Annotated in this window: 27 protein-coding genes; 15 read left to right on the top strand and 12 right to left on the bottom strand. The window is 36.9% G+C overall.

Annotated elements, in window-relative coordinates:
• The first annotated feature begins 4 nt into the window (after positions 1-4).
• Both BTO23_RS11690 and BTO23_RS11685 read left to right on the top strand, forming a co-directional pair.
• On the top strand, positions 5-1,177 hold the full coding sequence (locus tag BTO23_RS11690; protein WP_105063588.1) for a dipeptidase: 1,173 nt from the start codon (positions 5-7) through the stop codon (positions 1,175-1,177).
• Between the two features lie 288 nt (positions 1,178-1,465).
• Positions 1,466-2,695 (top strand): carbohydrate porin, encoded by a 1,230-nt coding sequence (locus tag BTO23_RS11685; RefSeq protein ID WP_425427824.1) that lies wholly within the window; start codon positions 1,466-1,468, stop codon positions 2,693-2,695.
• Positions 2,696-2,712: 17 nt separating this feature from the next.
• Here BTO23_RS11685 and BTO23_RS11680 read toward each other — a convergent pair whose 3' ends face one another.
• The 3 genes from BTO23_RS11680 to BTO23_RS11670 form a co-directional block, all read right to left on the bottom strand.
• On the bottom strand, positions 2,713-3,654 hold the full coding sequence (locus BTO23_RS11680) for a LysR family transcriptional regulator (protein WP_105063586.1): 942 nt from the start codon (positions 3,652-3,654) through the stop codon (positions 2,713-2,715).
• Positions 3,655-3,675: 21 nt separating this feature from the next.
• Complete coding sequence (locus BTO23_RS11675) at positions 3,676-4,158, bottom strand: GNAT family N-acetyltransferase (protein ID WP_105063585.1); 483 nt, start codon at positions 4,156-4,158, stop codon at positions 3,676-3,678.
• A 212-nt stretch (positions 4,159-4,370) separates the two neighbouring features.
• Entirely contained in the window at positions 4,371-5,261 is an 891-nt protein-coding gene (locus BTO23_RS11670) for a LysR family transcriptional regulator (protein WP_105063584.1), read from the bottom strand.
• A 160-nt stretch (positions 5,262-5,421) separates the two neighbouring features.
• On the opposite strand from BTO23_RS11670, the gene BTO23_RS11665 reads away from it, so the two are divergent.
• Positions 5,422-6,336, top strand: a complete 915-nt coding sequence (locus tag BTO23_RS11665) for an aldo/keto reductase (protein WP_105063583.1) — start codon at positions 5,422-5,424, stop codon at positions 6,334-6,336.
• A gap of 176 nt (positions 6,337-6,512) precedes the next feature.
• Positions 6,513-7,682, top strand: coding sequence for an alpha/beta hydrolase (locus BTO23_RS11660; protein WP_105063582.1), 1,170 nt, complete (start codon positions 6,513-6,515; stop codon positions 7,680-7,682).
• 3 nt (positions 7,683-7,685) lie between these two features.
• Here the strand turns inward: BTO23_RS11660 and BTO23_RS11655 are convergent, their stop codons facing one another.
• Entirely contained in the window at positions 7,686-7,988 is a 303-nt protein-coding gene (locus tag BTO23_RS11655; protein ID WP_105063581.1) for a DUF3861 domain-containing protein, read from the bottom strand.
• 148 nt (positions 7,989-8,136) lie between these two features.
• Here BTO23_RS11655 and BTO23_RS11650 point away from each other — a divergent pair, with 148 nt between their 5' ends.
• From BTO23_RS11650 to BTO23_RS11640, 3 genes are all read left to right on the top strand, one after another.
• Complete coding sequence (locus tag BTO23_RS11650; RefSeq protein WP_105063580.1) at positions 8,137-8,562, top strand: MarR family winged helix-turn-helix transcriptional regulator; 426 nt, start codon at positions 8,137-8,139, stop codon at positions 8,560-8,562.
• Positions 8,563-8,889: 327 nt separating this feature from the next.
• Entirely contained in the window at positions 8,890-9,492 is a 603-nt protein-coding gene (locus BTO23_RS11645) for a flavin reductase family protein (RefSeq protein ID WP_105063579.1), read from the top strand.
• 76 nt (positions 9,493-9,568) lie between these two features.
• A complete protein-coding gene (locus BTO23_RS11640) occupies positions 9,569-9,751 on the top strand; it encodes a penicillin-insensitive murein endopeptidase (protein ID WP_425427819.1) in 183 nt (60 codons plus the stop codon).
• A 57-nt stretch (positions 9,752-9,808) separates the two neighbouring features.
• Here BTO23_RS11640 and BTO23_RS11635 read toward each other — a convergent pair whose 3' ends face one another.
• Complete coding sequence (locus tag BTO23_RS11635; RefSeq protein ID WP_060991921.1) at positions 9,809-9,994, bottom strand: hypothetical protein; 186 nt, start codon at positions 9,992-9,994, stop codon at positions 9,809-9,811.
• Between the two features lie 306 nt (positions 9,995-10,300).
• Here BTO23_RS11635 and BTO23_RS11625 point away from each other — a divergent pair, with 306 nt between their 5' ends.
• The 3 genes from BTO23_RS11625 (at position 10,301) to BTO23_RS11615 (ending at position 14,702) form a co-directional block, all read left to right on the top strand.
• Complete coding sequence (locus tag BTO23_RS11625) at positions 10,301-11,203, top strand: LysR family transcriptional regulator (protein ID WP_060991919.1); 903 nt, start codon at positions 10,301-10,303, stop codon at positions 11,201-11,203.
• Between the two features lie 181 nt (positions 11,204-11,384).
• Positions 11,385-14,219 (top strand): M66 family metalloprotease, encoded by a 2,835-nt coding sequence (locus tag BTO23_RS11620; RefSeq protein WP_105063576.1) that lies wholly within the window; start codon positions 11,385-11,387, stop codon positions 14,217-14,219.
• A gap of 237 nt (positions 14,220-14,456) precedes the next feature.
• Positions 14,457-14,702 (top strand): hypothetical protein, encoded by a 246-nt coding sequence (locus BTO23_RS11615; protein WP_060991917.1) that lies wholly within the window; start codon positions 14,457-14,459, stop codon positions 14,700-14,702.
• Positions 14,703-14,778: 76 nt separating this feature from the next.
• Here the strand turns inward: BTO23_RS11615 and BTO23_RS11610 are convergent, their stop codons facing one another.
• From BTO23_RS11610 to rsgA, 5 genes are all read right to left on the bottom strand, one after another.
• Positions 14,779-15,030 carry a hypothetical protein gene (locus BTO23_RS11610; RefSeq protein WP_060991916.1) on the bottom strand — a complete coding sequence of 84 codons (252 nt, stop codon included), beginning with the start codon at positions 15,028-15,030 and terminating at the stop codon, positions 14,779-14,781.
• 123 nt (positions 15,031-15,153) lie between these two features.
• Positions 15,154-15,597: a redox-sensitive transcriptional activator SoxR gene (soxR, locus tag BTO23_RS11605; protein WP_105063575.1), complete on the bottom strand. Its 444-nt coding sequence runs from the start codon at positions 15,595-15,597 to the stop codon at positions 15,154-15,156.
• A 128-nt stretch (positions 15,598-15,725) separates the two neighbouring features.
• Positions 15,726-16,268: a porin family protein gene (locus BTO23_RS11600; protein ID WP_105063574.1), complete on the bottom strand. Its 543-nt coding sequence runs from the start codon at positions 16,266-16,268 to the stop codon at positions 15,726-15,728.
• A gap of 82 nt (positions 16,269-16,350) precedes the next feature.
• Positions 16,351-16,767, bottom strand: a complete 417-nt coding sequence (locus tag BTO23_RS11595) for a glycine zipper domain-containing protein (protein ID WP_105063573.1) — start codon at positions 16,765-16,767, stop codon at positions 16,351-16,353.
• A 186-nt stretch (positions 16,768-16,953) separates the two neighbouring features.
• Positions 16,954-18,015 (bottom strand): ribosome small subunit-dependent GTPase A, encoded by a 1,062-nt coding sequence (rsgA, locus tag BTO23_RS11590; RefSeq protein ID WP_060992367.1) that lies wholly within the window; start codon positions 18,013-18,015, stop codon positions 16,954-16,956.
• Positions 18,016-18,647: 632 nt separating this feature from the next.
• Here rsgA and BTO23_RS11585 point away from each other — a divergent pair.
• Together BTO23_RS11585 and BTO23_RS11580 are read left to right on the top strand one after the other, a co-directional pair.
• On the top strand, positions 18,648-19,193 hold the full coding sequence (locus tag BTO23_RS11585) for a carboxymuconolactone decarboxylase family protein (RefSeq protein ID WP_060991912.1): 546 nt from the start codon (positions 18,648-18,650) through the stop codon (positions 19,191-19,193).
• Between the two features lie 397 nt (positions 19,194-19,590).
• Entirely contained in the window at positions 19,591-22,446 is a 2,856-nt protein-coding gene (locus tag BTO23_RS11580) for a M16 family metallopeptidase (protein WP_061003303.1), read from the top strand.
• Positions 22,447-22,542: 96 nt separating this feature from the next.
• Here BTO23_RS11580 and BTO23_RS11575 read toward each other — a convergent pair whose 3' ends face one another.
• Positions 22,543-23,136, bottom strand: a complete 594-nt coding sequence (locus BTO23_RS11575) for a TetR/AcrR family transcriptional regulator (RefSeq protein WP_061003301.1) — start codon at positions 23,134-23,136, stop codon at positions 22,543-22,545.
• Between the two features lie 170 nt (positions 23,137-23,306).
• Here BTO23_RS11575 and BTO23_RS11570 point away from each other — a divergent pair, with 170 nt between their 5' ends.
• Positions 23,307-23,519 (top strand): TIGR02450 family Trp-rich protein, encoded by a 213-nt coding sequence (locus BTO23_RS11570; RefSeq protein WP_061003299.1) that lies wholly within the window; start codon positions 23,307-23,309, stop codon positions 23,517-23,519.
• A gap of 51 nt (positions 23,520-23,570) precedes the next feature.
• Here the strand turns inward: BTO23_RS11570 and BTO23_RS11565 are convergent, their stop codons facing one another.
• Entirely contained in the window at positions 23,571-24,194 is a 624-nt protein-coding gene (locus BTO23_RS11565; RefSeq protein WP_060991908.1) for a 3'-5' exonuclease, read from the bottom strand.
• Between the two features lie 328 nt (positions 24,195-24,522).
• Here BTO23_RS11565 and BTO23_RS11560 point away from each other — a divergent pair, with 328 nt between their 5' ends.
• Positions 24,523-25,194 carry a metal ABC transporter ATP-binding protein gene (locus BTO23_RS11560; protein WP_061003298.1) on the top strand — a complete coding sequence of 224 codons (672 nt, stop codon included), beginning with the start codon at positions 24,523-24,525 and terminating at the stop codon, positions 25,192-25,194.
• Between the two features lie 8 nt (positions 25,195-25,202).
• The gene (locus tag BTO23_RS11555; protein WP_105063572.1) at positions 25,203-26,045 is read left to right on the top strand and encodes a metal ABC transporter permease; all 843 of its coding nucleotides are present in this window, start codon (positions 25,203-25,205) and stop codon (positions 26,043-26,045) included.
• Positions 26,046-26,051: the final 6 nt, after the last annotated feature.

The following is a 26,051-nucleotide window of genomic DNA, read 5'->3' as shown; positions in this document are numbered from 1 at the left end:
GGATATGCTTAAAAAATTATCAGTGTCATTAATCTCTATCGCATTAGCCTCAGGCAGTGCTTACGCCAGTCAAGAAAGTAAAAGCTGGGATGCTTCGAAAAAAGCACAGGCATTTGTAAAAGACGCGTTAGTCATGGATATGTTTGCCTCACCATATGGTGCAGGTTGGACAGAAGATAAACAAATGGAAGACTACATTCAACGAGCTATTGATACAGGGATCTCCGGGGTAAGTGCCACATTAGCGGCAACGTATTACACATTTGAACAGTTCGAAGCCGAACGTAATAAGTGGCAAAGTGTTATCAATAAACACCCCAACACAATGACCGTTGGGTACACCGTGGAAGATATTAAGCAAGCAAAAGAAAACGGTAAATATGTCTTCATTTGGAACTCGCAAACACCAACGATTTTAAATGGTGACCTTAATAAAGTAGCAACGGTTAAAGCCATGGGGGTAAATACCATGCAGCTCGTTTATAACGGTCGTTACCGAACTGGTCTAGGCGTTATTGAAGCGCTTCATTATACTGATATCGGCTTATCTGATTGGGGACGTTCACTCATTGATGAAATGGTGAAAAACGGTATTTTGGTCGACATGAGTCATACTTCATATCAAACAACCATGGACATCATGAGTTACATGGAAGATAAACATCCAGGTGTTCCTGCTGTATTCTCTCATTCTGGTCCTGCAGGGCTATATGAATGCAGTCCGAAAGAAAAAATAAAGAAAGATGCACTAGCTCCTTGTTATCGTTTAATTACGGATGAACAAGCTATCCGCGTTGCGAAGATGGGTGGTGTTGTCAGCCCAACATTTACTGAATGGATGTTAGATGGCATCTTCCCTGACGACATCACCCCTGAACAAGGCGCTGATATGCTTGAATACTACATCAAGTTAGTCGGCATAGATCATGTTGGGATTGCTACTGATGATATGTTCAGTACAGAATTAGTTAAAACATTCGCTAAAAACAGTCCTCAAAGTTACAACGACTTTGGCTATATGATTGATGCATTTGATCGTGGTGCAGACAGCGGAGCCGAACTTGCTAAGTTCTTACCTGCACTGACTGACGAGCTTTGGAAGCGTGGATATTCAAATGATGACATTCTGAAAATGTATTCTGGAAACTTAATGCGAGTTTGGGAACAGACTTGGTAATGCAGATCTAAATTACAATTGCGAAACCGCCTAATGCTGTCGTTAATGGCTGATAGGCGGTATTTTTCTCTTTATCAAACACTCTAGTTAATGAGTTAAGTCTTAAATAGAGTTATTTAAAATGGCGTAAAATGACAATTTAATAATCAAAACTTCGTCATAATATTCTTTTTATGCCACTTATAGGAAAGCCCTATGAATAAAAATACTGCTTCCTCAACATCGTATCTTCCTCCTCAAATTAATCGTAAATGTTATCTACTGCCTATCAGTATATTGGGAGCAAGTATCGCACTTACATTATCGACACCTCTATTCGCAAGTGCGAACTTTGGCAGCCCAGATACTGTCGATAACACACTTGCTGAGAATACTCGACAAAAGAAAAGCTGGCGTGAAAACTTAGCGGAACAACATAATCTCACCTTTGGACTTGATTATCAGGTACTTGGACTTAGTGCTTCAGATCCTGTGACTGGCGGTGACGATAAAGCCTCTTCTGGTGTCGCACGCTTTTATGGATCATGGAGTTTAGTCGGGCTAGAAACAGGTAATACCGGAGGTGTTGTGTGGAAAGTAGAACACCGCCATGGCTATTCTGACATGACACCAAAAGAGTTTGCTTTCCAAGGTAACTTTACTGGAGCAGGCAACGGAATTGGTTATGGTGGAATGATTGGTCCAGCTTACAGTGACCAAGGATCTCGACTAACCAATTTATATTGGAAACAAAAACTAAATAACGGTAATACCTCATTTATGGTGGGTTATTTAGATACCACGGATTATGTCGATGTTTATGCTTTGGCAAGTCCATGGAATGGGTTTACCAATCTTGCATTCAGTACTGGAGCAGGTGCAATTGGCTTGCCTGATGATGGTATTCTTGGCTTCGCTGTTGGACATATGATAACTGACAATATGTATGCCATTGCAGGTGTGGCTGATGGTAAAGGTAAGTCTGACGACCCATTAGAAGGCTTTGATACTTTATTCAATGACCATCGATTATTTACTACGTTTGAACTGGGTTGGACTGCGTCGAAAGAGCAAATTTACACCGATAATATTCATCTAACATTTTGGCATTTAGACTCAGGGACTCAGCATAGTCTCGTCGATGGAGAAAGCGGCCAAGGTATTAATTTTTCAGCCAGTTTTATGGCAACACCACAAATTATGCCATTTTTACGAGGAGGGTTCTCTGAAGGAGATGTCGCACTCTACAATAAATCAGTAACGGCTGGGCTCGGATATTTTGGCTTAGGAAACGCAAAAAATAACTTAGGGTTTGCGTTTAACTGGAGTGAAGTGAACAGTGACTTCTCTGATGTAATGAAAAGCATTAATACGATTTCAAACTCAAGTCATTCTCAATTAACCAGTGAATTATATTACAAAATGGTACTGGGTGAATTTGTCGAACTCACGCCTAATCTTCAATATATTAAAGATCCTGCCTTTTCAAATGAAGACAGTACATGGGTGGCGGGGATTAGGGCTCGTATTATTATCTAATTAGATAACGGCAGTCCTCACCCTCCATTAGTAATAGGCAAATAACGATGGCCCTCTTCATATGTCTCTTTTAAATGCTGTTGTAACAGTGAAAAGCTTTGCTCTCTAAACCAACGGTGAGCAGAGTCATTCTGGTATTTACTGTGCCAAAGTAAATAATAACTATGAAGTGGAAGCTCAAACGGCAACGGTTGAATTGTAATTGGTAGCTTATCGGCAAATTGACCCGCAATATGCAGGGGTGCCGTTACAAGCGCATCGGTTTGGCATACAAGTTCTATGGCAGAAGTAAATGATGGGGTCTTGGCGAGCACTTTTCTTTTTTTCTTATGCTGCTGAAATAACTCACTAACGTATTGCTTCATCTCTCGTAATCCATGAACCAATACATGTTTTGATTCAAAGTAAGCCTGTTGACTTAGTGGCTGATTAGCTAAGGGATGTGAATCAGACATGATGATCACGTACTCATCATCAATCAGTTTTTTTCCATAAATGTTCTCAGGAAAATGATCTAACGTGGAGGCAACTAACTCAATTTTATTGTCAGAAAGCGCTTGTATGTGTTGTTCTTGCCAAAGCTGAGCATATAACGACGCATTAGGTGCGTGAGCCACTATTTCTTTGCATATAACTGGAACAATGGATTCAGAAAGAAAGGCGGTGTAAGCCAGTGAAAACTCTCGTGTGCATTCTTTAGGGGAGAAAACCTCTACCTCATATAAGCCATCAAGGGTAAGCAATATTGATGGCAGCTTCTTCAGTAATGCCTCACCTTTTTCACTCACTACAAACTGGTTTCCCTCCCGAATCAAAATAGGATCATCAAAGGCGGATCTTATTTGAGTTAAGGTTCTGCTCATTGCTGATTGCGTGACATTTAATCGCCTCGCAGATTCAGTCAAACTTCGCGTCTGTAGCAATGTGTATAACGGGCGTAGCAGTTTGTAGTTATTCATACCTCATCCTTGAGTTCTTATTTACAGCTGTTTTAGCATCCAAACATCACACGCACCATGAAGAGTCTCTTCAAGAGGTTGTGGTAAATGTTCAAAGCCTAGTTTTTCATACAATCGCACCGCTGCGACCATATTAGAAAGTGTATCAAGATAACACTGAGTAAAGCCCTGCTCTTTGCCAAACGCTAAACACGCGGTAGCAAGTTGCTTTCCAAGGCCGAGTCCTCTGCTCTCTTCAAGCAAGAACAGTTTTTTCAATTCACAGGTATTTTGATCATTACCAAATGGGGCAAGCCCACAGCCACCAACGACTTTTCCATCCAATAGCGCGACCAAATAATGGCTGCGGTTTTCTTTAGTATAAGACAAACTCATCGCATCCACTTCGGCATCCGATGGACCAAAACCCTCACCGACGGCTCCGTATTCTTCGCCTACGCATTTAATAACACGGCTTAATTCTTTGTCATGCTCTGCTGACACTTCTACTATTTCAAGGCCCATAATTGCTCTCTTAGGATTCATCACATTCATCTTTGTATCACTCATTTTGTCTTTGATGAATTAACTATAAGATGACACAGTTATGATTAAAAATCACATTAAGTAATGTTAGCTATGATTAAAAATCAAACCGGTGTTCTTTGGCTTATCAATACGAAGGGCAATTTCAAAGCCCTCTTGCACGATATCAACGACTCCATCTTCTAAGCAACTTATCTGTTTTGATACCTTCTATCCCTCAGCTTCTCTTGAACAAAAGCAATAAAGGTTGATAGTTTTTCTGGCGGATAAATAAGTTGTGGGTATAACAAATAGATATTTTGGCCTTGAACAAATTCATCTTCTAATACTTTTTGCAGCGTTCCATTTTCTAATTCTTGATCCACATAATAGTTAGCGACACGAATGATCCCCCTTCCATTTAAAGCTTGTTGTTTTAAAAGATGGTGATCATTAACAGTTAACCAACCTGAAATAACACTCTCTTTGGATTTTAATGGCCATAGCTGAGTTTCTACAGCAGACAAACATTGCTGCGCTGAGAGATCGTCAATTGTCTTTGGAATACCATTTTCCTCTAAATATTGAGGAGAGGCACACAAACAGTGCTGATAAGAGAATAATAATTTCGCGACCATATTTTCAGGTGGATGTAATGTGGCACGAAATGCCAAATCAAAATCATCATGGTGCAAGTCATAATTCACATAGCTCGAATCAATCACAAAATTGATGTCTGGATACAAACATTTAAACTCAAAACAAATATCCAGTAAAAATCGCTCTGTAAATAAGGTTGGCGCGGTAATGCGTAGTGTTCCTGAAATGCTGTTGTGCGTTTGATAAACATTTCGATCTAAATCTAGCATGGTCGCTTTGATCTTTTTTCCCTGCTCTAATATCTTTTCACCTTCCGCCGTTAAACGAACACTCCGAGTGGTTCTCACCAATAAAGCACATTGAAATTCCGCTTCTAGTTTTTTTATTTGATCAGATAAATACCCTTTAGATATTGATAAGTTTTTTGCCGCTTTAGTAAAACTAAGTTGCTGAGCAATCTCAACAAATAGCATTAAACACTCTATCTTTTTATGTTGCTGCATTTTTTATATCCATATCAAAAGGGCTTCATATTCTATGCTATAACAAAAAGAATGTTTGTATTGTTTTTTATAACGAACAATTATTTCATTTATGAATACTTAATCAATCTTCACTATTGTGGTTATAATTGAGGCCTACCCACATTAATGAGTGTTTGTTATGAGTCATGTTGAAAAAGTACTAATGGCACCAGAAGGCCCTACATTTTCTAATCTAATTCAAGGTTATTGGCGTTTAGAGTCATGGGAAATGAACGCACAAGAGCGTCTGTCTTTTCTAAAAACACATGTAGAAATGGGCATCACAACCGTTGACCATGCTGCAATTTACAGTGCTGGCAATTGTGAGGTCTTATTTGGTGAGGCACTAAAGCTTGATCCAACAATGCGTGATCAAATTGAGATAGTATCTAAATTTGGTATCAATGGTATTGCTACCGGAAATGGCGAAAAACGTGTTTCTCATTATGACAGCAGTAAGCAAGCGATTTTAGACTCAACAAACAACTCATTACAACGTTTAGGTGTAGAGCAGCTAGATACATTACTAGTGCATCGCCCTGATTTCTTAATGAATGCCGATCACGTTGCAGAAGCCTTCGCCGAGTTAAAACAAAGCGGTAAAGTTAAACACTTTGGTGTATCAAACTTCACTTCTTCTCAATTTGATTTACTGCAATCACGTTTAGATATGCCTTTGGTGACAAACCAAGTTGAAATTAACCCAATGAACTTTGATGTTCTAGAAAACGGTGTATGTGACAAGCTACAACAATACCGTGTTAGACCAATGGCATGGTCATGTTTAGCGGGCGGTAATATCTTTAGTGAACAAACCGAGCAAGCAATACGCTTACGTCATACATTAACTGAACTAGCTGAAGAGTTAGGTGCTACCTCGATTGAGCAAGTGATTTTCGCTTGGGTATTAAAGCACCCATCAAATCCTGTTGCGCTTATTGGTTCAGGTAAAATCGAAAGAGTAAAAGAAGCGGTTAATGCACTTGCATTGCAAATGAATACTGAGCAATGGTACCGCGTTTGGGTTGCATCAAAAGGTCATGGTGTCGCATAAGCCTCACCTTTAATCTCTCCATTAAGTCATCTATTTGGGATATGAAATTAATAAAATTAATATTTCATATCCTGCTTTTATTTCACTTAACTCTTCAGGTTTTGCGTCATAATTAACCGTTAATCACGATATCGGAACAATATTCATCGTCACTCTTCACAATTTAAGGAATCATCGTGCGTAAATTCATTATGTATTTACCTGCCCTCTGTTTGCTGTTACTTCCTGTTGTCGGGTGCTCCGTTTTTTCCAATCAATCAAAACCTTTGCATTTATCTGAACAGTATTACAATTATCTTCAGCCCTCATTTGATCAGTACTTAGCGGAAACCAAAGATTGGCTCTCTGAACATCGTGCTTTTATCTCTGATGATCATGAAAAAGAATTAACGATGAATATGCCCTTTGAGCGTGGTGATAAACACTCAAAAAAAGCGGTCTTACTAGTACACGGACTAGGTGATTCTCCATATAGCTTTAGTGATCTTGCTACGACATTTTCAGATCAAGGATTCTATGTGCAGGTTCTTTTGTTACCAGGCCATGGAAGTAAGCCTGAAGATATGTATTTAACAACATATCAAGACTGGCAAGATATTGTTGACCATTACGCCAATCTACTTAAAAAAGACTATCAAGAAGTGTGGTTAAGTGGGTTTTCAACTGGCGCTAATTTAACGGCGATTCATACATTAAATAATGAAGACATTGATGGTCTTGTCTTTGTCTCGCCAGGCTTTGAATCACTGAATCCTACATTAGAAAAACTAAGTTCAGTCGTTTCTGTATTTTGGGATGGTATATCAAAAAAAGAAAATAATTTTGCACGATATAGCTCTATATCCATGCACGGCATGGCTCAATACTCCGACAGTGCAGTTGCATTTAGAAATACGATCGCCAATAAAGAAATTACCGTACCCACCTTAATCGCCATTAGTGAAGCTGATAGCATTATTAATTCACAAGCGACCACAGAATTCTTCGCAGATAAATTTGTAAACCCTAACAGTCAATTGATTTGGTATGGCGATCAACAAAGTTTACTAATAAAGCAACGAACTCAAGCCTACCCGATGACGTTAGATATTTTACATATCAGCACCGCATCACATATGAGTCCACTATTTTCGCCCAACAATAGTTATTATGGGAAAAAAGCAGAAAAACGGATCTGTACCAATAGTTTAAATGACGAACAAACCCGATCCTGCAAACAAGGAGAAAACGTGTGGTTCTCTGCATGGGGTTATCAAGAAGAAGGAAAGGCTTATGCTCGGCTGACATGGAACCCATACTTTGACAATTTAGATAATGAAATCAATAAATTGGTAAACTCACGCTAAGGTTTATTTTTCTTTTACTTTACTCTTCAGGTTTTGCATAAAGCTTTTAAAATGAGGCATAAAATCAGAAAACAATTCATGCTTACGATTTGCCATCATAACTGGGCCTAATAAACGCAATGCTACACCCACCTTTGTTGCAACTTCTGGCTCTAACCCACTCTTTTGTTTTAGCTTATCGACAATAGTAAATAAATCTTCACGATCTTGAAATTCAAACGCCAATGTTTGAGCAGTTTCTTGCTCTGGCGTTATTTCCTCAATTATCACTCGGTAGCATTTATCTTTTCTGATTTTAGGGATCATAGTTCATACCTTCTAATAATCTTAATGGTGTCATGATTAACAGTTAACCTATTTAAGCTTTCCCTTGAAAGAACGCTCAATTAAGTTGATAATATCAACTATATATTTTTAGTTGATAAAGTCAACTACTTTTAATGGTGATATTTATATGTCCGAAAGAAAATCATTAGATAGTTTGTTCACGTTAGTACATACATTAAAACGTAATTTGCATGATCGAATTGAAGAATTAGATCTTGGTATCACGCCTATGCATGTACGCGTTATCAAAATTATTAACCACAAACCACATTGTACTGCGGTTGATATTGCCAACTATTTAAATCGCGATAAAGCTCAAGTTACTCGTCTTCTAAGCAGTTTACTTACGCAAAAACTCATCATTAAAGAACCAAATCTTAAAGATAAGCGTAGCCAATGCCTTCGCATTACAGAAAGCGGAAAAGAGATAATGAAAAAGATTTCAAAGATTGATAAAACAATGTTTGAAAAGATGTCGACGGATTTATCTAAAGAAGAAATAGCGGCTTTTAACCGTGTTGCAGAAAAGATGGCAAGCAACCTTAACGACTAGTTTCTACCAAATAAACATAAGAAAAGGGCGACATTCGCCCTTTTTATTTTGGGTAATTAAACAGTATTCATAATTAAAGACTAATTCGGAGCTTCAGGTTTCATTGATGCTACCCCTTCTTCACGAGCAATTAATCTTTGAATCACTTTAGATAACCTTAACGTCAATACCCTCATAAGCACAGCAACTTGCGCTACTAAAAACAAACTATTCAGTTCTTTAATTCACCTATCTTATAAAGTTCGTTCAGAAGACAATCTACCAGAGTATGTCGTCTTTATTTAGGTTACTATATTGTTAATCCCATTCTTGTTTAAGGATAAACTCATGCGATTTGAAACGAAAAACTTAACACCGCAAGATAACTATAAGCTATTAATTGGGGGGATATTACCTCGACCTATTGCATGGGTATCAAGTATCTCACTAAAGGGAGAAGTAAACTTAGCTCCGTTTTCTTTCTTTACCGTTGCAAGTGCAAACCCGCCAATTCTTTGCTTTAATCCAATGTATAATCAAGATTCAGAAGCCAAAGACACATTAAAAAACATTAGAGAACAAGGTGAATTTGTCATCAACACTGTGAGTGCCTCTCAGTTAGACGTCATGAATAAAACCTGCCATAGCGTTGAGCATAATATTGATGAATTTGATTACGCAGGAATAAAAAAAGCGCCTTCGGACTTTATTACGCCTCCACGAGTATCTGATGCTATCGTCAGCTTTGAATGTCGATTAAATCAAATCGTTGATCTCGGTGATGAAACCTTATCAGGGCATTTGATCTTAGGTGATGTTATTGCGGTGCATGTCGCCGATGATGCTGTTTATGATGGAAAAATTGATAGTGATAAATTGGATGCGATTGCTCGAATGTCAGGTGCTGATTACAGCTTAACAAGAGAACGAATCCAATTATCTCGCTCATAAACTATGATTTATTAATAATGGTGAAAACACTGAATGGTTACGTAAGGTTCGTCCTTGGTGGGGACACAGTGCTCATATGCATGTACGTCTTAATTGCCCACAAGAAGACAAATATTGTATTAACCAAGCGGAACCACCAGAAGGAGATGGTTGTGGTCACGAGACCAAAAGTTGGCGATTAAATCCAACTCCACAGAAAAAAAGAGCATCAGCCCCAATTATGCCAAAGCAATGTTCTGAGATGCTAAATGCTCTTTAATTAGCCAGTAACTATAAAATAATGGTTACTGAATATTCAATTTATGCTCGTAAAATGTTATTCGACGGGCATCAATTCAATAAAATTCTGAGTTAGAGATTGTCGAAAAAAATCGGGCATCGAATCCATGGAAAATACGGCAGCTTCTTCTAAAATGGCAGTAGAACCACTAAGTGTCCAGTAAGAGCTTCCTTTGCTAGTGTTCACTTTAACTTTAAAATGCGTTGGAGTCGTCGTAACCATTTTTCCATTCCTTTAATAACATATTTGATCATGCTACCACTTTCATTTCATGAAACCAGATTTTTACCCTATAAATTACAAGGTTTTTTATATTTGTAATTTCGGTGTAAAAATAGCCACCTAAAATTGCTAGTACATTGTTATTTAGTTGTATTGATTTTTGCTCCACGCACAATAATACCTTTACGAAAGTTGATGAAAATAAAGATACGATGCCAAATTTCATCTTTTGAACTACCTCTATTTTTAATTAAATATAGAAGATAATATACGTAATTCTATTGTTAAAAAGGCAACAATGAAATTATGGACCAATTACGAGCATTAAAATATTTTACAGCAACGGTAGAGGCTGGAAATTTCTCAGCAGCAGCAAAAAAGTTTGATGTACCTGCTTCTTCTATCTCTCGCCGAATAGCAGATCTTGAAGCCTCACTCGGAGCTCAGTTATTAAAACGAACTACCAGAACCGTCTCGTTAACAGAGGTTGGTTTACAGTATTATTCACAAGTAACGACACTTATTCAGCAATTAGAACAATGCGATAAAGCAGTTAAAGATTATCAAACCACACCGACAGGGACACTAAAAATCAGTTCAATGGTTGGCTTTGGAGAGCGTATTCTTGCTCCAATTTTGGATGATTTTTCACTTCTCTATCCAGACATTGTATTGGATGTCGAACTCAACGACCAAATATCAAAACTTGATAGAGATGATGTAGATATTGCCATTCGTGGCGGCTTTGCGCCTGATGAGCGAGTCGTTGCCATTCATCTGATGGATAATCAGTTTATTCCTGCCGCCTCACCTGCTTATCTTGAACAATATGGGCAACCTAAAAGCACAAAAGACTTACCCACTCATAAGGGTTTATTCTTCAAAACACCTCATGGTCCAACGCCTTGGTTAAGTGAGATAAATGGAGAATGGCAAGATGTATCAGCGCCTAGCTTACTCACGACTAACAACGGACAATGGTTAGCTGATAAGGCAGTCCAAGGTCACGGCATAATTATGATGCCAAGATGGGTATTACAACCCTATTTTGATAATAGCCGATTAATAGAGTTGCATTTTAATGAACCATTAAATATCACTCAAAATCACACGCTTGGTGTCTATATGCTGTACCAAAAACTGGCTTATGCAACACCAAAAGTAAAAGCTGCTGTCGATTTCATCGCAACAAGAATAAAAGGTAAATAATAGCGATTTTAGTACCTAATATTTTAACATATCCAATTTATATACATTCCAATATGGAATAAATATCTGATTTTCAAAATATTTAAATATCTTATTTTTATTTTTAATTTATAAGTCTCAAAAATAATAAACGGCGATTCAAAACGCTGACTTATCAAATAATAATAAAAATTGAGGTTATATGAAAAAGACAATTTTAGGTATGTTCATTGGAGCAACGTTAGCAACTAACGTGTACGCAGCAAACCACCCACTAAACGATGCTAGCGTTCACATTATCAGTAAAATGGCAGAATTGGCTGCGCTTGCTAGTGACCCAGCAAATGTCACCCAAGATGGCGACCAAAAGTATCTTGAATACAAAGGAAAAAGATTAAGAATCAACTTTGATGGCAATGTGAAATTTGGCCTGATGGATTTTGAATCAGAATTTGAAACGGTATTCGATTTTCTTCCGACTAAGTGGGAAAAATATTGGTACGACGGCGGTTTTGATATTTACCCAGAAACCTTTGATGTCGCTGAAAAATGTACATTTGGTCTTTATGCCGCAGCAAGAGGTTCTAAAGATAATGAAGGAAATTACATTTGGGAAAACACGATGTCGACCGAAATCGACACCTCTGAATGTACTCCTGTTATTGAAAAACCAACAATGTTCTTCAACACCAATCAACTAGAGAATGCATTAGTTGGCGATCTTTCTGGTGGCGTACTATTTGCTCAAGCTCATATCATTCCAGCAAAAGCAACAGAACAAGAAAAACGCATGCATCTTGTTGCTCAGCGTGCAACAAAAGTTATGTTTAAGCCAACAGAACCCTTTGTTTCATATGCATCAGTAGCTCTAACAGCAATGGACCGTAATGGTAAAAAATTAGGCACGTTAGAGATGAAACGTCCTGATTCATTGGCTCAAAATGTGATGGCTATGCCTGAAATCACTAATCCGAATATTGATTTTAGCTACAATGACGCTACTGCATTCAATGTGCGTGAAGTATCAAGTGAAGCCATTTCTGCGGCACTAGCTGATCACAATGTAGTAAAACTAAGTACATGGAATGGTCATTGGATCCGAGACATTGTACTTGAGCAAAATAACCCTAAATTAGATGGCAAAACCTTCGTATTTACTTCAAGCGCAGGTTATAACTCAAACGTAAGTTACTATCCTGAACGTTCTAAAACAATTGTTAACGGCACAACTACCGTGTTTAAAAACGTTAATGGTGCATGGGTACTAGAAGACGATTTGATTTTTAATGAAATCGGCTATGCTGATGGTTTTTGGTCTGCTGAGCTACCAAAAGAGTGGCTTAATACAGGTCTTCAATTGTCATTTGAAAACCAAGGTAAAAAAGGCACATTAGCTCAAATTAAAGTAGGTGCTCCAACTGAGTTACTGCTTCATACCATTGATGTAGGTATGCTTGTTGAGCCTCGTGGTGCTTTCCATTTCCAAACCGACAAAGCGGCACAGCGCGAATATTTCGAAACTGCTCCAATCAGTAAAATGGTGGTAAGTGAATATGAACCGGTACACTTTACTGAAGTAATGCTGCCAAATGGCACGCTATTAACAGATCTTGACCCAAGTGACGGCGGCTGGCACTCAGGCACGATGCGTCAACGTATTGGTAAAGAGTTAATCTCTATCGGTATCAACAACGCAAACTACGGTATTAACTCAAGTGTAGGTGTTGGTGAAAGCGAAAATCCTTATGTAGCAGCTCAATTAACTGCTCATAACACTCGTGGTAACTACAACAATGGCGTACAAACTCACGGTGGTTCTGGTGGCGCAGGGATGGTGACACTTGATAGCTCTATCGGTAATGAGTTTAGTCATGAAGTGGGTCATAATTACGGTTTAGGCCACTACCCTGGTGGATTTGAAGGGTCTATTCATAAACCAGCCAACATGACTAACTCTACATGGGGTTGGGATTCTTCACGTGATGTATTTATTCCAAACTTTTCACCATCAAACAATGGTGGTCAAAGCTGTCTTGATGGTCAATGTGTTGAACCATTTAAGGGCATGTTCAGCTTTGGTTCTGATTCTATGGCGGGTGGCTGGGCAATGTATGGCGCACAACGATTTACGCTGTACACGCCGTATTCAATGCACTTTATCCAGAAGAATTTAGAAAGCAAAATTGTATTTGATGAAACCTCATCAACAGGCTTTAAAAAGTGGGATGAAGCAACAGAGAGCATGGTTGAGTACACACATTCAATCGATGATTTAGAAACGACATCAGTTAACCCATGGGACGCTAATGCAAGCTATATCGCTACGTTATTAACTAATTTTGATAAAGTAGATCTGTCTACATGGAACGGACATTGGGTACGAGATATGTCAGTACCAGCAGCATCGACAACAAATAAAGGCAAAATATTTACCTTTAATTCTGATGCTGGCTACAACTCAAATTTAGCTATTAATGGGGAAACTATTGTTGTTAACTATGGTAGCCGTTTAGTATTTGTATCTGATGGTCAAACATGGATTCAAGATGGCGAATATGAGCAAAACAGAGTTATCCGCCCAACGTCATTTGGTATTCCTGTTACAACATTAGTGGGTTACTACGATCCTCAAGGAAAACTGGATAGCTATATCTTCCCTGCACTACACGGCTCTTATGGTTATGTTTATCCTGACGATTCAGCTAACTTAACAATAAGTGAGTGTGCATTAGAAGTCAGCATGAAAAATGGCGATATTCAAAAATTTGCACTGAAGAATAACCGTCGTAACGCGGATAACATGAATAAGTTCCATGTAAACGTGGCACGTTCAGAGAATCCAGCATCAGCATCTATTGTGTGTGACGGAAAAGTATTAAACTCAATGACCATCAGTACCCCAACACTTGAACCAGTCTATACCGTTCAAGATGGCAGTGAAGAAAAACGTTCAATTGAATTTCCAACAAATACACCAAGAATTCAAGCTGAACACTATGAACCTAAGCATTGTGATAACACAGAGCACAATCATTAATTAACACTCTAAAAACGTCATATATGATGTTTTATTAGACATATCAAAAGGGTTAAGTGCTTTCTTATAAGAAGTATCTTAACCCTTTTTTAATTAATGAACCTTTAGTTTTCGTTTAATTATCAAATAGTAAATCTTACTTTCCACGCCCATAAATTAAATATTGATATAGCTCAAAAAAGCATCGGAACATTAAGCGTAAGTTAAATAGGAATTAACATTTTTGAGGGAATAAAAATGACCATACCCAAAGTTTTGCTAAGAGATCTTCTTGGCTTAGCTTTAATTATTTCAATTGTTTTAGCTACACTCTATATTTTTCTAGATATGTTTGCTTTACTTGCTTACTTTACGCATGAAGAAAAGATCGCATCACTGTTCTTTAGTGAGTCTTTGTATCTTCTGGTGTTTTTCATCCCGCCTTATTTTATAAATAAGTACATCGGCTATTTAGATACCGTTAGAACGATTGAAGATCACTGATTGATAAAAAATAAAAAGGGTTAAGCACTTCTAATTGAAGTATCTTAACCCTTTTCTTTAATTGAATATTTTACTATTAGTGAGTAGTACGATTTGATCCATTACGCACTAAATCTTGACCTGTTTGAAACACCTCTTCTGTTACCCAGCGTGACAATAATAGTTGGTGTTTGTCATCTAATACCGCAACAAAACGACGACCATCTTTATTATTTGTCGCCATGGCAATACCAGCAACATTAGTTAGACCGAAACCACCATTTTCAGCAGCAACGATAAATGTTTCTAGATCTTCTAGATTCGAGATCATTTCTAATTCTTGGCTCATATGACTATTCTCTTGTAAGCTAAATCGATAATCACAGAATGGTACGGTTTTTATCTTATCAAGGCAATAATTGCTATCGTACAAAGCTACTCTTTTGTATCTCAGCCTATTCTCTTATCATTATTACGATAAAATTCGCTGCGCACCGCTGCCATCTTCGTACAAAACATCATCAGGGTTTAATAACTGACACTTTTCCATGCTTAAACAACCACAGCCTATACAGCCTGTTAGATTTTCTTTTAATGATTGAATTTGGTGTAATTTTGCATCGAGGTCTTTTTGCCATTTATTAGCAACCTTTTCCCAATCACGCTTAGTGGCGTTTTTTTTCATTGATAAACCTTCAAGCTCTTTTGCGATGTCTTCGAGTGTAAACCCCACAAGTTGAGCCACTTGAATTAAGGCTATTCGACGAAGCATTGAAGGGTGATAACGACGTTGATTACCAGAGGTTCGAATAGAAACGATTAACTCTTTGGTCTCATAAAAACGCAATGCAGAATGAGCAACCCCACTTCGCTCAGCAAGTTGCCCTATAGTGAGCAGTGTTCTTTCATCTAGCATCATCACTCCATGCATTATTGTAAATATAAAGTTTACTTTACGTTTATACACACTATTACAGATAAAAAAACAGCCCTTACTAAAAAGTAAGAGCTGCTTCTAATCAAAAACTAGAGGATCTATGCTAACTAAAAACGGTAGCCTACAGTAAGAGATAGCTGATCTTGGTCTTGATGGTCTACATTGAAGAAGTCATAACGTAGATCGGTGTATAACCCCATATCTAAATTCGCACGAACCCCCATCCCACCCATCAGTGAAATTTCTTTAAAAGAGTCGCTATAGCCATCATATGATGCTTTTTCATTCACTCTAGCTAAACCAACCGCACCATATGGTTTTACCGACCACTCTTCAAACTGAAATGTATAACCGATATCAGAATCTACTTTTAAAGTACTACCATCAAGATCAATACCATGTTTGCTACCGTTATTATTCTGATATGACGCATTGATACCGACGATTTGGTTAATGTCATAACCATACTCTAACTTAATACCATCACCCCAATCTAAAGCTCGGTTATCAAGAATCAAATCGGTATTCGAATAACCACCACCAACACGGTGACCACTAAACTCATTGGCTTCAAAAATAGAAGCAGATACAGAAGGAGTTAATGCTAAAGTAAATAGGCTTACTAATAAAAATTTAGGTGTATTGTTCATAATAAATCTCACTTAATTGATCATCGAATCCATTCAATAAATTGGTTTAAATTAATTATTTTTAAATTGGATAAGATAAAAATTAGCTTTCTTTATTATCTTGTTTATTTTGCTCTTCTAGATCCGCAAATTGTTGCTCTAACTCATGAATTTTAATTTCGGCTTCAAACTCTGCTAGGCGTTTTTCAGCATCACTACGATTATCTTGAGAATGTCCATCCGCTAAAACTTGAACGTCTTTACTATTTCGAGAGTCTTCTAAATCTTTCATTGAACCAGCGACTCCGCCAGTTACACCACCAACCGCTGCACCTTTTACAGCTAACCTAGCATCGCCGGTTACTGCACCTAAAGTAGCGCCGACTAAGGCTCCACCAACTGCACCTCGGTTTCTTGCTGCATTCTCATTTTCTGCATCCATCGCTGGTGACGCACATCCTGTGACAACAAATGTAGAGGCAATCAGTACTGCTTTTAATTTATTGTTGAGGAAGAACATAAATAAACTCTCTCTGTTTTGTGGGGACAGGAGAATATTAAGAGAGATCGAGGGGACTGAGAATTGAACATTAGTTATAGCGCCGATAACCACTATTTATCAGGCTATGATCTTTACCAAAAAATAAGCACAAAAAAAACCGCCAATCAAAGACGGGCGGTTTTTATTTAAACTTATGCTCTGGTATTAATAAGCACTCGTTTCATATTCTTTTTTACGGCTACGGGCATCAGCGATAGCACCATGAACCATTTTGCCAAACGCTTTATCTTTTGCTCGTTGTTCAGCCACACTCGCACCATTAATCGCTTGCTCTCTCATTAATTTTTGAAAGCTAACTAAACGGCGTTCTTCAAGTTGACCTGATTCAACCGCTTTTAAAACCGCACAACCAGGTTCTGAAATATGAGAACAATCACCAAAGCGACATTTTTCAGCAAGATCGGTAATCTCACTAAAAGTAGCATTTACGCCTTGCTCGCAATCACTAAGTTGAAGCTCACGCATTCCAGGGGTATCCATCAATAGACCACCTTGAGGCATCAATTTTAATGCTCGATGCGTTGTCGTGTGTCGGCCTTTACTGTCATCTTCACGGATATCTCCAGTTTTCAATGCTTCAAACCCAAGCAGTCCATTTACAAGTGTCGATTTACCTACACCTGATGAGCCTAAGAAAGCGATAGTTTGACCATTTTTACAGTAACTATGTAAAGCAACCAGATCATTCATATCAAGCGCATTTACACTGTAAACACTCATCATACGATTCAGCTTTTGAACTTGGTCTTGCTTATCATCCACATCGTCACACAGGTCCGCTTTCGTTAAGATAATCACTGGCTCAACTTCTGCTTCTTTTGCAATAGCAAGGTAACGCTCAATACGGCTTAAATTAAAGTCGTTATTCAATGAACAGACAATCATGACATTATCAACATTCGCGGCAATCAATTGCGTTGCGACTTTTGATCCTGGAGCTTTACGATCAAACAAAGATTGTCTATCCAGTACACGTTGAATTCGTAGATTTTCATCAAACAATACCCAATCACCCACACAAACACGATCATCACCCGATGGTGGTAATAAACTCACTTGACCTTTCTCACTCAAAACAATAATACTGCTTCGGTGTTGTTCAATAATTCGACCCGTTTGAAACTCGGTTAAATCATCTAGAGTCAGTTGTTGTTGAAAATAAGGACGCCAGCCTAATTGTGATAGTGTGAGAATTTGCTCACTCATTTGTTGCTCCATACATATGGTAGATTGTTTACCATTGATCATACTAACGCCATCCATAACGTTATTTATGTGCCACTGTACATCAATGGTAAACACTCTTTATACAACTGAATTCATTGCCTTTTCGCTTCCCATTTAAGTGCGAGAATACTAGCACTTTCTATTGGATAAATAGCAATAATACTTTTTCAATTTGAGCTTCTTTTTATCGTTTTAAGATCTTGGTAGCAATTATTTTACTCTGACTTTATTACAACAGAGATATTTGCTCTCTATAGCAGCTCAAACATATAAAATAGGCCTCACTTTTATTCATGTAAAACAAGTTTGCCTTGTGATTACGATAAAAAAAATTGATTAATGTAGAAAGTTGAAGAAAGCAATAACAAGAAATTTAAAATATTAGTAAAAACCATCTAAATTCCAAGTAAACCTCAAACCAAAACCTCCTTTATCCTTGTATAAATAATTTTCACTCTTAAAACTATTACTTATCAAATAGATAAAATAAAATTACAAATAAAATGAACGACTGTTCAAATAAATAATTGAACAGTCGTTCAAAATAAATTATAGTTTTCTCTATCTACACAATGACACATTCAATAACTATAATGATTAAGGAAAAAATCATGACTGCATTTACTATTCATACCATTGAGTCAGCACCAGCTAAAAGCCAACCAATCTTAGAGAATTCATTTAAGGCAAATGGAATGCTTCCTAACCTTCATGCCATTATGGCAGAAGCTCCGGGGCTACTTGAAGGCTACCAAACCCTACATAAATTATTTACTGAGTCATCGTTCAATGCAGATGAGTTAACGGTTGTTTGGCAAACCATTAACGTAGAACACAATTGTACTTATTGTGTTCCTGCTCATACTGGCATTGCACATATGATGAAAGTCGATTCAGCAATAACGGAAGCACTCCGTAATCGAGAAGTAATGCCAACAGAAAAACTGCAAGTATTGCACGCAACAACACTCTTAATGGTGCGTAACCGTGGTGAGCTTTCTCAAACAGAAATGCAGGCTTTCTTTGATGCTGGATTTACTCAACAACAATTGTTAGAAATTGTTTTGGGGATGGCTCAAAAAGTAATGAGTAACTATACAAATCACATTGCAAAAACACCATTAGATAGTGCATTTGAAAAGTTTAAATGGAAGTAAAAATTCGTAGTTGAATTAAAGAATCGCAATAGGAGCAATTAATCTATTGCGATTTTAATTGGTCAATAAATATAACAAATCCAATAAAACATCTTTAATTTTACTTTCTTTTATAAAAAACATATTTTCCTGAAAAAATATTTGTTTGATAATTGTTAATGTTAATAATGACTTAGAGTATAAACTCAAATAGTATTAATTATCATTTACCTACTGGTATCACTACAATCTTACTTTTCCAACGATTACATCAGTAACGATGTGATTACAAAGTAAAAACAAAAATCACCATAATTTAAATAATACACACACTGAATCACTGGTTTTGTGATATTGCTCGCATAAATATTTTATTGTTAGAATGACGAATAATAATAATCACTTAGGTTAACTAATTATGTTTCGATTAAAAAACATCATTATTCTCATCGTACCATTCTTGCTTTTTTTGATATTAAATATACATGCAGAGCCTATAAAAAATTCGGATAAAAATACATCTGATCTATCATCTCTTACTATTTTAAATCAAACCAATAAGTATATTTCGAAACCAAAGGTTATCCCACATATTGATATCGGAGAGCTTAATAATGGATTAACTTATTATCTTGCTGAAAACCACACTCCAAAGTCAAAAGTATATATCCGGTTATTGGTTAAAGCGGGAGCACTCAATGAAGAGGATGATCAACAAGGGACTGCTCATTTTCTTGAACATATGGCTTTTAACGGAACCAAAAATTACCCAAAGCACAGCCTTTTTACAGAGCTAGAGAACATTGGTATTACATCAAATATTGATGTCAATGCCGCGACTTATTACGAAAATACAATCTATACATTGAACCTTCCTAATAATGATAAAAAAACGTTAGATCTCGCGTTAAACATTATTTCTGATTGGACAAGTAATATCACAATCTCGAATGAGGAACTGAATAACGAACGAGGCATTATTTTAGAAGAATGGCGTGCTTATTTAGGTCCAATAACACGATTACACAATAAGAAAATTGCGATTGAAATGGCGGATTCTCAATATGTAATGCGATCGATTCTTGGTAATCCACACTCAATAGAGACCATGTCAAAGCAACAGCTTATTGAATTTTATAAAAAATGGTATCGCCCAGATAACATGTCAATTATCGTTGTTGGGGATATAAATGCTACAGACGTTAAACAACTTATTAAGCAAAAACTAGGGAGCATTCCAAGACCACAAAAAGCATTAGACCCAATTAATTACAGTGTACCTATCAAGAATGAATGGCGAACGGCAACAGTATCAGAACAAGGGATCTCGTTTCCAACGATTGAATTAAGCTTTTTTTCTCATTACCAACCAGAAGACTGCGATGCTCGCTATAAAGAAAACTTAACAAAAAGAATTGCGACGCTTTTATTAAATCAACGTTTACAAGAATTAAGGAAAATAGAATCTAGCTCAATTAATTCAGTTAATTTCGATATAACACTAGCGGGAAAAGAAACAATTCAATCGATATTTACTCTCCAATTATTAAAAGATAATTATGATGAAGCAACAAAAGATCTAATCACCTTTCTTGCTCAGCTAAAACAACAAGGTTTTAACTCAAAAGAAGTGAGTAATAAGATTGCTCAATTAAAAGACGTCAACGAAATAACAAAGACAAATAAAACAGACAGTATTGATCTTGTTGAACAATTCCTTTATTCAGCAAATAATGGCGAATTGTACCGTAATAAAAGAAAAATTTATGAGCTTGAAAAACGCTTCTTAAATGAAATAACAGTGGAAGATATAAACAATGCCTTCCTTTCATTTATTGAACCACAATCTAAATTATTGCTAACGACTCAACCAGTGACCCAACAAAAAATAGTTATGTCTGCTGAGCAATTAACCTCCTTATGGCAAAGTGTAATAGCGACATATCAACCTCTTCGAATAAAGAACGAAAAAAGCACACTTCTGCCTGATATAACAATAAAAAAAGGGGCTATAACAAAAGAAAAAGAGTGGGAAAGCCATAACATCACCGAATATCGTTTAAGCAATGGCAGCAAATTAGTTTATCAATTCAATAATACCGAGCCCAATAAAATCTATTTTCGAGCTCTAACAAAGGGGGGGTTACGCTCAATACCTAAAGACGAATACAATCAACTAAGGGTTGCCACCATTTTAGTCGATGACACCGGTATTGGTGAGATATCACGAACAGATTTACAACATATATTCCAGGGGAAATCTATTACGATATCTACAGTATTAGCTGATTATCAACAAGGTTACTCAGGTTGGGCTAACAAAGATAACTTAGCAAGCATGTTTGAATTATTTCGCTTAAAACTCGCTTCAAGCCCTGTGTCTGAAGCCCTTCTCTATCAAAGTAAAATCGAAACCTCACAGTATAAAAATACAATAGATGGATATCATAAATTTTTGAGTAATGTTTATTCATTACGCTACCCTAATATTGATACGGCATACAGTGAAAAAAACCTAGAGATTGCTAACTTTACTGCCAGTATGCTTAGCCATACCTACCAAAAGTACATAACCAATAAAACGGATTATACATATTTTATTGTGGGTGATATTTCAGCGAAAGAAATGGAGAAGTTTGCAGCAACTTACCTCGCCTCTATTGAGGTCAAAACACAAATTAGAGAACCTTATTTTATGACTTCTGTATCTCCCAAAGAGCGTTACACGGGATATTTCTTAAGGGAGCCTCGTGCAGAGGTGGAGCTTTATTTAACTCAACCGCTTAAATGGGCAAGCGCTAACGATTACTATTTAAGACTGTCTAGTGAGATCATCGAAGAGCAATTACATCTAACACTACGAGAAAAGGCTTCTGGTACTTACTCTGTCACAAGTGAATTTTGGCAAAACATTAATAATGCACAAGCAGAAGGCCAAATTAAATTTATGTGTGCGCCAGAGCGAGTTGATGAACTCTTAATACTAACAAAACAGGTGTTGAAAGAAATTGGCAACAAGGGAATAGATGAGAGAATATTGCATTATAAATTACAACAGCACTCTGAGCAGTTCGATCACTATTTACAATCAAATACAGGGTCATTAAATGCAATGGAACACAGCTACTTAGAAACAAATACTCCTGCGCTTATGTTTACGAATTTAGAAGCAAACAGCAAAGCAACAAAAGAAAAAGTTGATAGCGTATTACGTGATTTTTTAACGGATGTGAGTCAATTTGAAGCCGTGTTATTGCCTCAAAAAAAAAGGTAAAACACTTGTTGCACTAAAATTAAAGCACCTGCCTTTACAATAGATAAAGGCAGAGTTTTAATAAAAACACATTCTATTCTTTCTTGGTACGAAACATTAATTAATACGTTCTTGTAAAAGAGTAAACATATCATCAATCATTTGTTTTAATGGTGCATCTCCATTACTAGCGCACGCGTAGGCTCTTAATCCCATAATTTGTACTTGAACAAAACGCGCCAATTGAACTGCATCTTTATCTTTACTTACCTCATCCTGCTGTTGAGCCTCTTCTAGTAAGATAATAAATTGACCTTCCATGATTGTTAGCATTTTTTTCGTTTCAACAAGTAGCTCTGCGTTCTCTTCAGTTAATTCTGCAATCGTTTTTGCTAGCATGCACATGCCACTTGGAGCCGATTTTTGGCTTTCAAACACAATCAAAGTGATGAAATTTTTCAGTGCTTCAAGAGAGGATGAGCTACTGGCTTTACATTCAGCAATTTGCCCAACACCTATCTCTGTGTATTTGTGCAACACTTCTTTAAATAAGCCTTCTTTGCTACCAAATGTCGCGTAAATGCTGCCAGGACGCATATCAACCACATCTTGAAGATTACGCATTGAAGTCGCATGAAATCCCTTTTCCCAATAAAGATTGGTCGCCTTCTCTATGACATCATCTCTATTAAATTTGGCTGTTTTTGCCATAATGAATCACTCTCAAAAAACCTGAACACTTGTTCAATAATATCAGTTTATATTGTGAAATACAGTTTTGATTAAAAATCATTGTATCTAAACCACGAACTTAATCTATTTGATCTATGCTTTATAAACCACATAACAATGACTTAAAAATAAATACCTGAGGAATGATGATGAATCAAATTAATCCTAAAAAACTATTAAACAGCAAATGGACAGCAGTTAATCCAGTAAAAAAAGAAAAGCATTTTTTAATTACAGAGATTGAATTTGAAGAGCATGAAGTGACACATTGTTTGATAGAAGCAGTAATGACAAAACGAACACAAGTCTTGGATTGGCAAGAGTTAAAAAACCAAGAACATTGGCTTTCTGGCTGGAAATAAAACGCTTATGCTGAAATAAAGCATAAGCGTTTATAGGATATAGTGCCTTAATTAACCCTGTTTCTTTAAAAATTGATCGATTGATCCTTTTGGCATCTTCGCAATTTTTTGCATTAATGAAAAATCAGGGTTTGTAATTGAATAATCACTTTGTAAAGTATCCAACAACACTTGCCACAATGATGCAGTAACTTCTGCATCGGCCAATGCTCGGTGAAATACACCATCGTTATCTATTTGGTGATAAGCCACTAATTCTCCCAACTTATGCGATGGCGCATCTTGAGTTAATCGTCTTGATACCAATAATGAACATGCAAATGTCCCATCATAATCTCGTTGGATTACATCAAGCTCAGCATCTAAAAAACGTTGGTCAAACGAGGCATTATGAGCAACTAAATTACACCCTTGAATAAAATCAGCAAAGTTATGCATGACCGTTGCACAATCATCCGCCTCTGCCAGCATAGCATTAGTAATACCAGTGTAATTCGCAATGAACGAACTCACTCTAAAACCGGGGTTCATCAGTTTTTGGAAACGATCAACAATGACACCATTTTCTAACTTCACCGCACCAATTTCTATAGCGCGATCGCCTTGATTAGGTGATAAGCCAGTCGTTTCAAAATCGAGTACAACAACGGTATTTGCAGATAGAGTAAGGGACACAAAAGATTCCAAATGAGTAATTAATCGATGATTATACCACTTCTACGCCTTATAAATAACACATCTAAATACAGATATTCATTTAGTAAAAACAACAATGTACCAATGACGGGCTTATTTAATTGATATTAATATTTGCAACAAAACTTACATTTTGTTACGTTATAACATAACAATTAATAGGTTATATCGAAGTCTACATAATGCATAAAATACTCGTTCAGATAAATAGAAACATATTATCAATGTCAGGTCTCATCCGGATAATGTTGTTACTTCCCTTGTTTACATTAGTGTGGATAGGTATTTTTTGGGCTATTTCTCTAGCATGATGATTATTCAAGATTTGGTTATTGGCTATCAAAACCTTCCTATATCATCTTCTATTTCTGGAGAAATATTACAAGGAAGTTTGACAGCCATCGTTGGCCCAAATGGCAGCGGGAAGTCCACTTTCTCTAAAACTCTTTGCGGATTATTACCCGCTATTTCAGGGAATATTTCATGCCCAATAACGCTAAAGCAAAATATCGCTTGGTTACCTCAGCATTCTCATATCGATCATGATTTTCCTATTAATGTTTTTGAAGTCGTCTCAATGGGCTGCTGGCCTAGAAAGAAGATCACACATTGGCTGTATCCAGATAAAGCTCGCGTGTTCACCGCTCTTGAACAAGTTGGGATTGCTCATTTATCAAGTGTAAGCATTAACGCTTTATCTGGAGGTGAATTTCAAAGAATGTTATTTGCCCGAATGCTAGTGCAAGACTTACCCATTATGCTAATGGATGAACCATTTACGGGCATCGATGAAGAAACACAACAAGTGTTATTAGCACTAATAATGAAGCTGAATACAGAAGGGAAAACAATTATTGCGGTATTACATGACAGTACGATTGTTGAAAATAATTTTACACACTTGATTCGCTTTGACCGTCACACTGGTTGTAATGACGTGGAATTTAATGAAATGCCTACTGTAGAAAAAGAGAATTAACCTTATTTATGTCTATTCATATATTTGATGCCTATCTTCAATTTGGGTTTATGCGCCGATCTATTCTTGCCTGCATAATTCTTTCTCTGAGCTTACCTCCTCTTGGCATTTTTCTTTTATTAAGAAGAATGAGCCTTGTGGGAGATGCTCTATCCCATGCCGTATTACCCGGAGTCGCTATTGGTTATCTATTCTCAGGAATGTCTTTGTTATCAATGGGCATTGGGGGATTTGTCGCAGGGTTAGTCGTAACCCTTTTATCTGGAGTCATTAGCCGAAAGGCTCGTTTAAATGAGGACTCGACCTTTGCTGGATTGTATTTAGGCTCTCTTGCTCTTGGGGTTATTCTCGTTTCGTATAAGAAAAATAGCATTGATCTATTACATCTTCTATTTGGTTCTTTATTAGCGGTAGATAATAACGCACTCATTTTTATTGGCATCGTAGTTAGTATTACTTTAGTCGTCCTTTCGGTTTTATATAGGGCTATCGTATATGAATCCTTTAATTCCAATTTCTTTTCTATTCGATCTCCTCATTATTCGATGTATATACATGGATTATTCATGGGATTGGTTGTTTTAAATTTAATTGCCGGTTTTCAAGTTCTTGGTACATTGATGTCGGTTGGGTTAATGATGTTACCTGCAATCTCTGCACGATGCTGGACAGACAAACTTATGAATATGATGCTCCTATCTATAATGTTCGGGATCTTAAGCTCTATTATTGGGTTAACGTGGTCTTGGTATCAATCTATTCCGGCTGGTCCTGCAATTATTTTATCCGCCACATTCTTTTTTGTACTGTCGATTTTGTGGGGAAATAAAAAAGGAATGTTTAGACAATGATCATAA

Origin of the sequence: Aliivibrio sifiae, assembly GCF_002954715.1 — a bacterium.
Lineage (GTDB): Bacteria > Pseudomonadota > Gammaproteobacteria > Enterobacterales > Vibrionaceae > Aliivibrio > Aliivibrio sifiae.
This window is presented reverse-complemented; position numbering and strand designations above follow the sequence as displayed.

Coding starts and splice junctions, on each gene's coding strand:
- BTO23_RS11665 (WP_105063583.1), top strand. CDS start 5,422: ATGAGTCATGTTGAAAAAGTACTAATGGCACCAGAAGGCCCTACATTT.
- BTO23_RS11680 (WP_105063586.1), bottom strand. CDS start 3,654: ATGAATAACTACAAACTGCTACGCCCGTTATACACATTGCTACAGACG.
- BTO23_RS11670 (WP_105063584.1), bottom strand. CDS start 5,261: ATGCAGCAACATAAAAAGATAGAGTGTTTAATGCTATTTGTTGAGATT.
- BTO23_RS11690 (WP_105063588.1), top strand. CDS start 5: ATGCTTAAAAAATTATCAGTGTCATTAATCTCTATCGCATTAGCCTCA.
- BTO23_RS11580 (WP_061003303.1), top strand. CDS start 19,591: ATGTTTCGATTAAAAAACATCATTATTCTCATCGTACCATTCTTGCTT.
- BTO23_RS11655 (WP_105063581.1), bottom strand. CDS start 7,988: ATGATCCCTAAAATCAGAAAAGATAAATGCTACCGAGTGATAATTGAG.
- BTO23_RS11635 (WP_060991921.1), bottom strand. CDS start 9,994: ATGGTTACGACGACTCCAACGCATTTTAAAGTTAAAGTGAACACTAGC.
- BTO23_RS11650 (WP_105063580.1), top strand. CDS start 8,137: ATGTCCGAAAGAAAATCATTAGATAGTTTGTTCACGTTAGTACATACA.
- BTO23_RS11575 (WP_061003301.1), bottom strand. CDS start 23,136: ATGGCAAAAACAGCCAAATTTAATAGAGATGATGTCATAGAGAAGGCG.
- BTO23_RS11645 (WP_105063579.1), top strand. CDS start 8,890: ATGCGATTTGAAACGAAAAACTTAACACCGCAAGATAACTATAAGCTA.
- BTO23_RS11585 (WP_060991912.1), top strand. CDS start 18,648: ATGACTGCATTTACTATTCATACCATTGAGTCAGCACCAGCTAAAAGC.
- BTO23_RS11560 (WP_061003298.1), top strand. CDS start 24,523: ATGATGATTATTCAAGATTTGGTTATTGGCTATCAAAACCTTCCTATA.
- BTO23_RS11610 (WP_060991916.1), bottom strand. CDS start 15,030: ATGAGCCAAGAATTAGAAATGATCTCGAATCTAGAAGATCTAGAAACA.
- soxR (WP_105063575.1), bottom strand. CDS start 15,597: ATGCTAGATGAAAGAACACTGCTCACTATAGGGCAACTTGCTGAGCGA.
- BTO23_RS11640 (WP_425427819.1), top strand. CDS start 9,569: ATGCATGTACGTCTTAATTGCCCACAAGAAGACAAATATTGTATTAAC.
- rsgA (WP_060992367.1), bottom strand. CDS start 18,015: ATGAGTGAGCAAATTCTCACACTATCACAATTAGGCTGGCGTCCTTAT.
- BTO23_RS11595 (WP_105063573.1), bottom strand. CDS start 16,767: ATGTTCTTCCTCAACAATAAATTAAAAGCAGTACTGATTGCCTCTACA.
- BTO23_RS11620 (WP_105063576.1), top strand. CDS start 11,385: ATGAAAAAGACAATTTTAGGTATGTTCATTGGAGCAACGTTAGCAACT.
- BTO23_RS11570 (WP_061003299.1), top strand. CDS start 23,307: ATGAATCAAATTAATCCTAAAAAACTATTAAACAGCAAATGGACAGCA.
- BTO23_RS11675 (WP_105063585.1), bottom strand. CDS start 4,158: ATGGGCCTTGAAATAGTAGAAGTGTCAGCAGAGCATGACAAAGAATTA.
- BTO23_RS11625 (WP_060991919.1), top strand. CDS start 10,301: ATGGACCAATTACGAGCATTAAAATATTTTACAGCAACGGTAGAGGCT.
- BTO23_RS11600 (WP_105063574.1), bottom strand. CDS start 16,268: ATGAACAATACACCTAAATTTTTATTAGTAAGCCTATTTACTTTAGCA.
- BTO23_RS11555 (WP_105063572.1), top strand. CDS start 25,203: ATGTCTATTCATATATTTGATGCCTATCTTCAATTTGGGTTTATGCGC.
- BTO23_RS11615 (WP_060991917.1), top strand. CDS start 14,457: ATGACCATACCCAAAGTTTTGCTAAGAGATCTTCTTGGCTTAGCTTTA.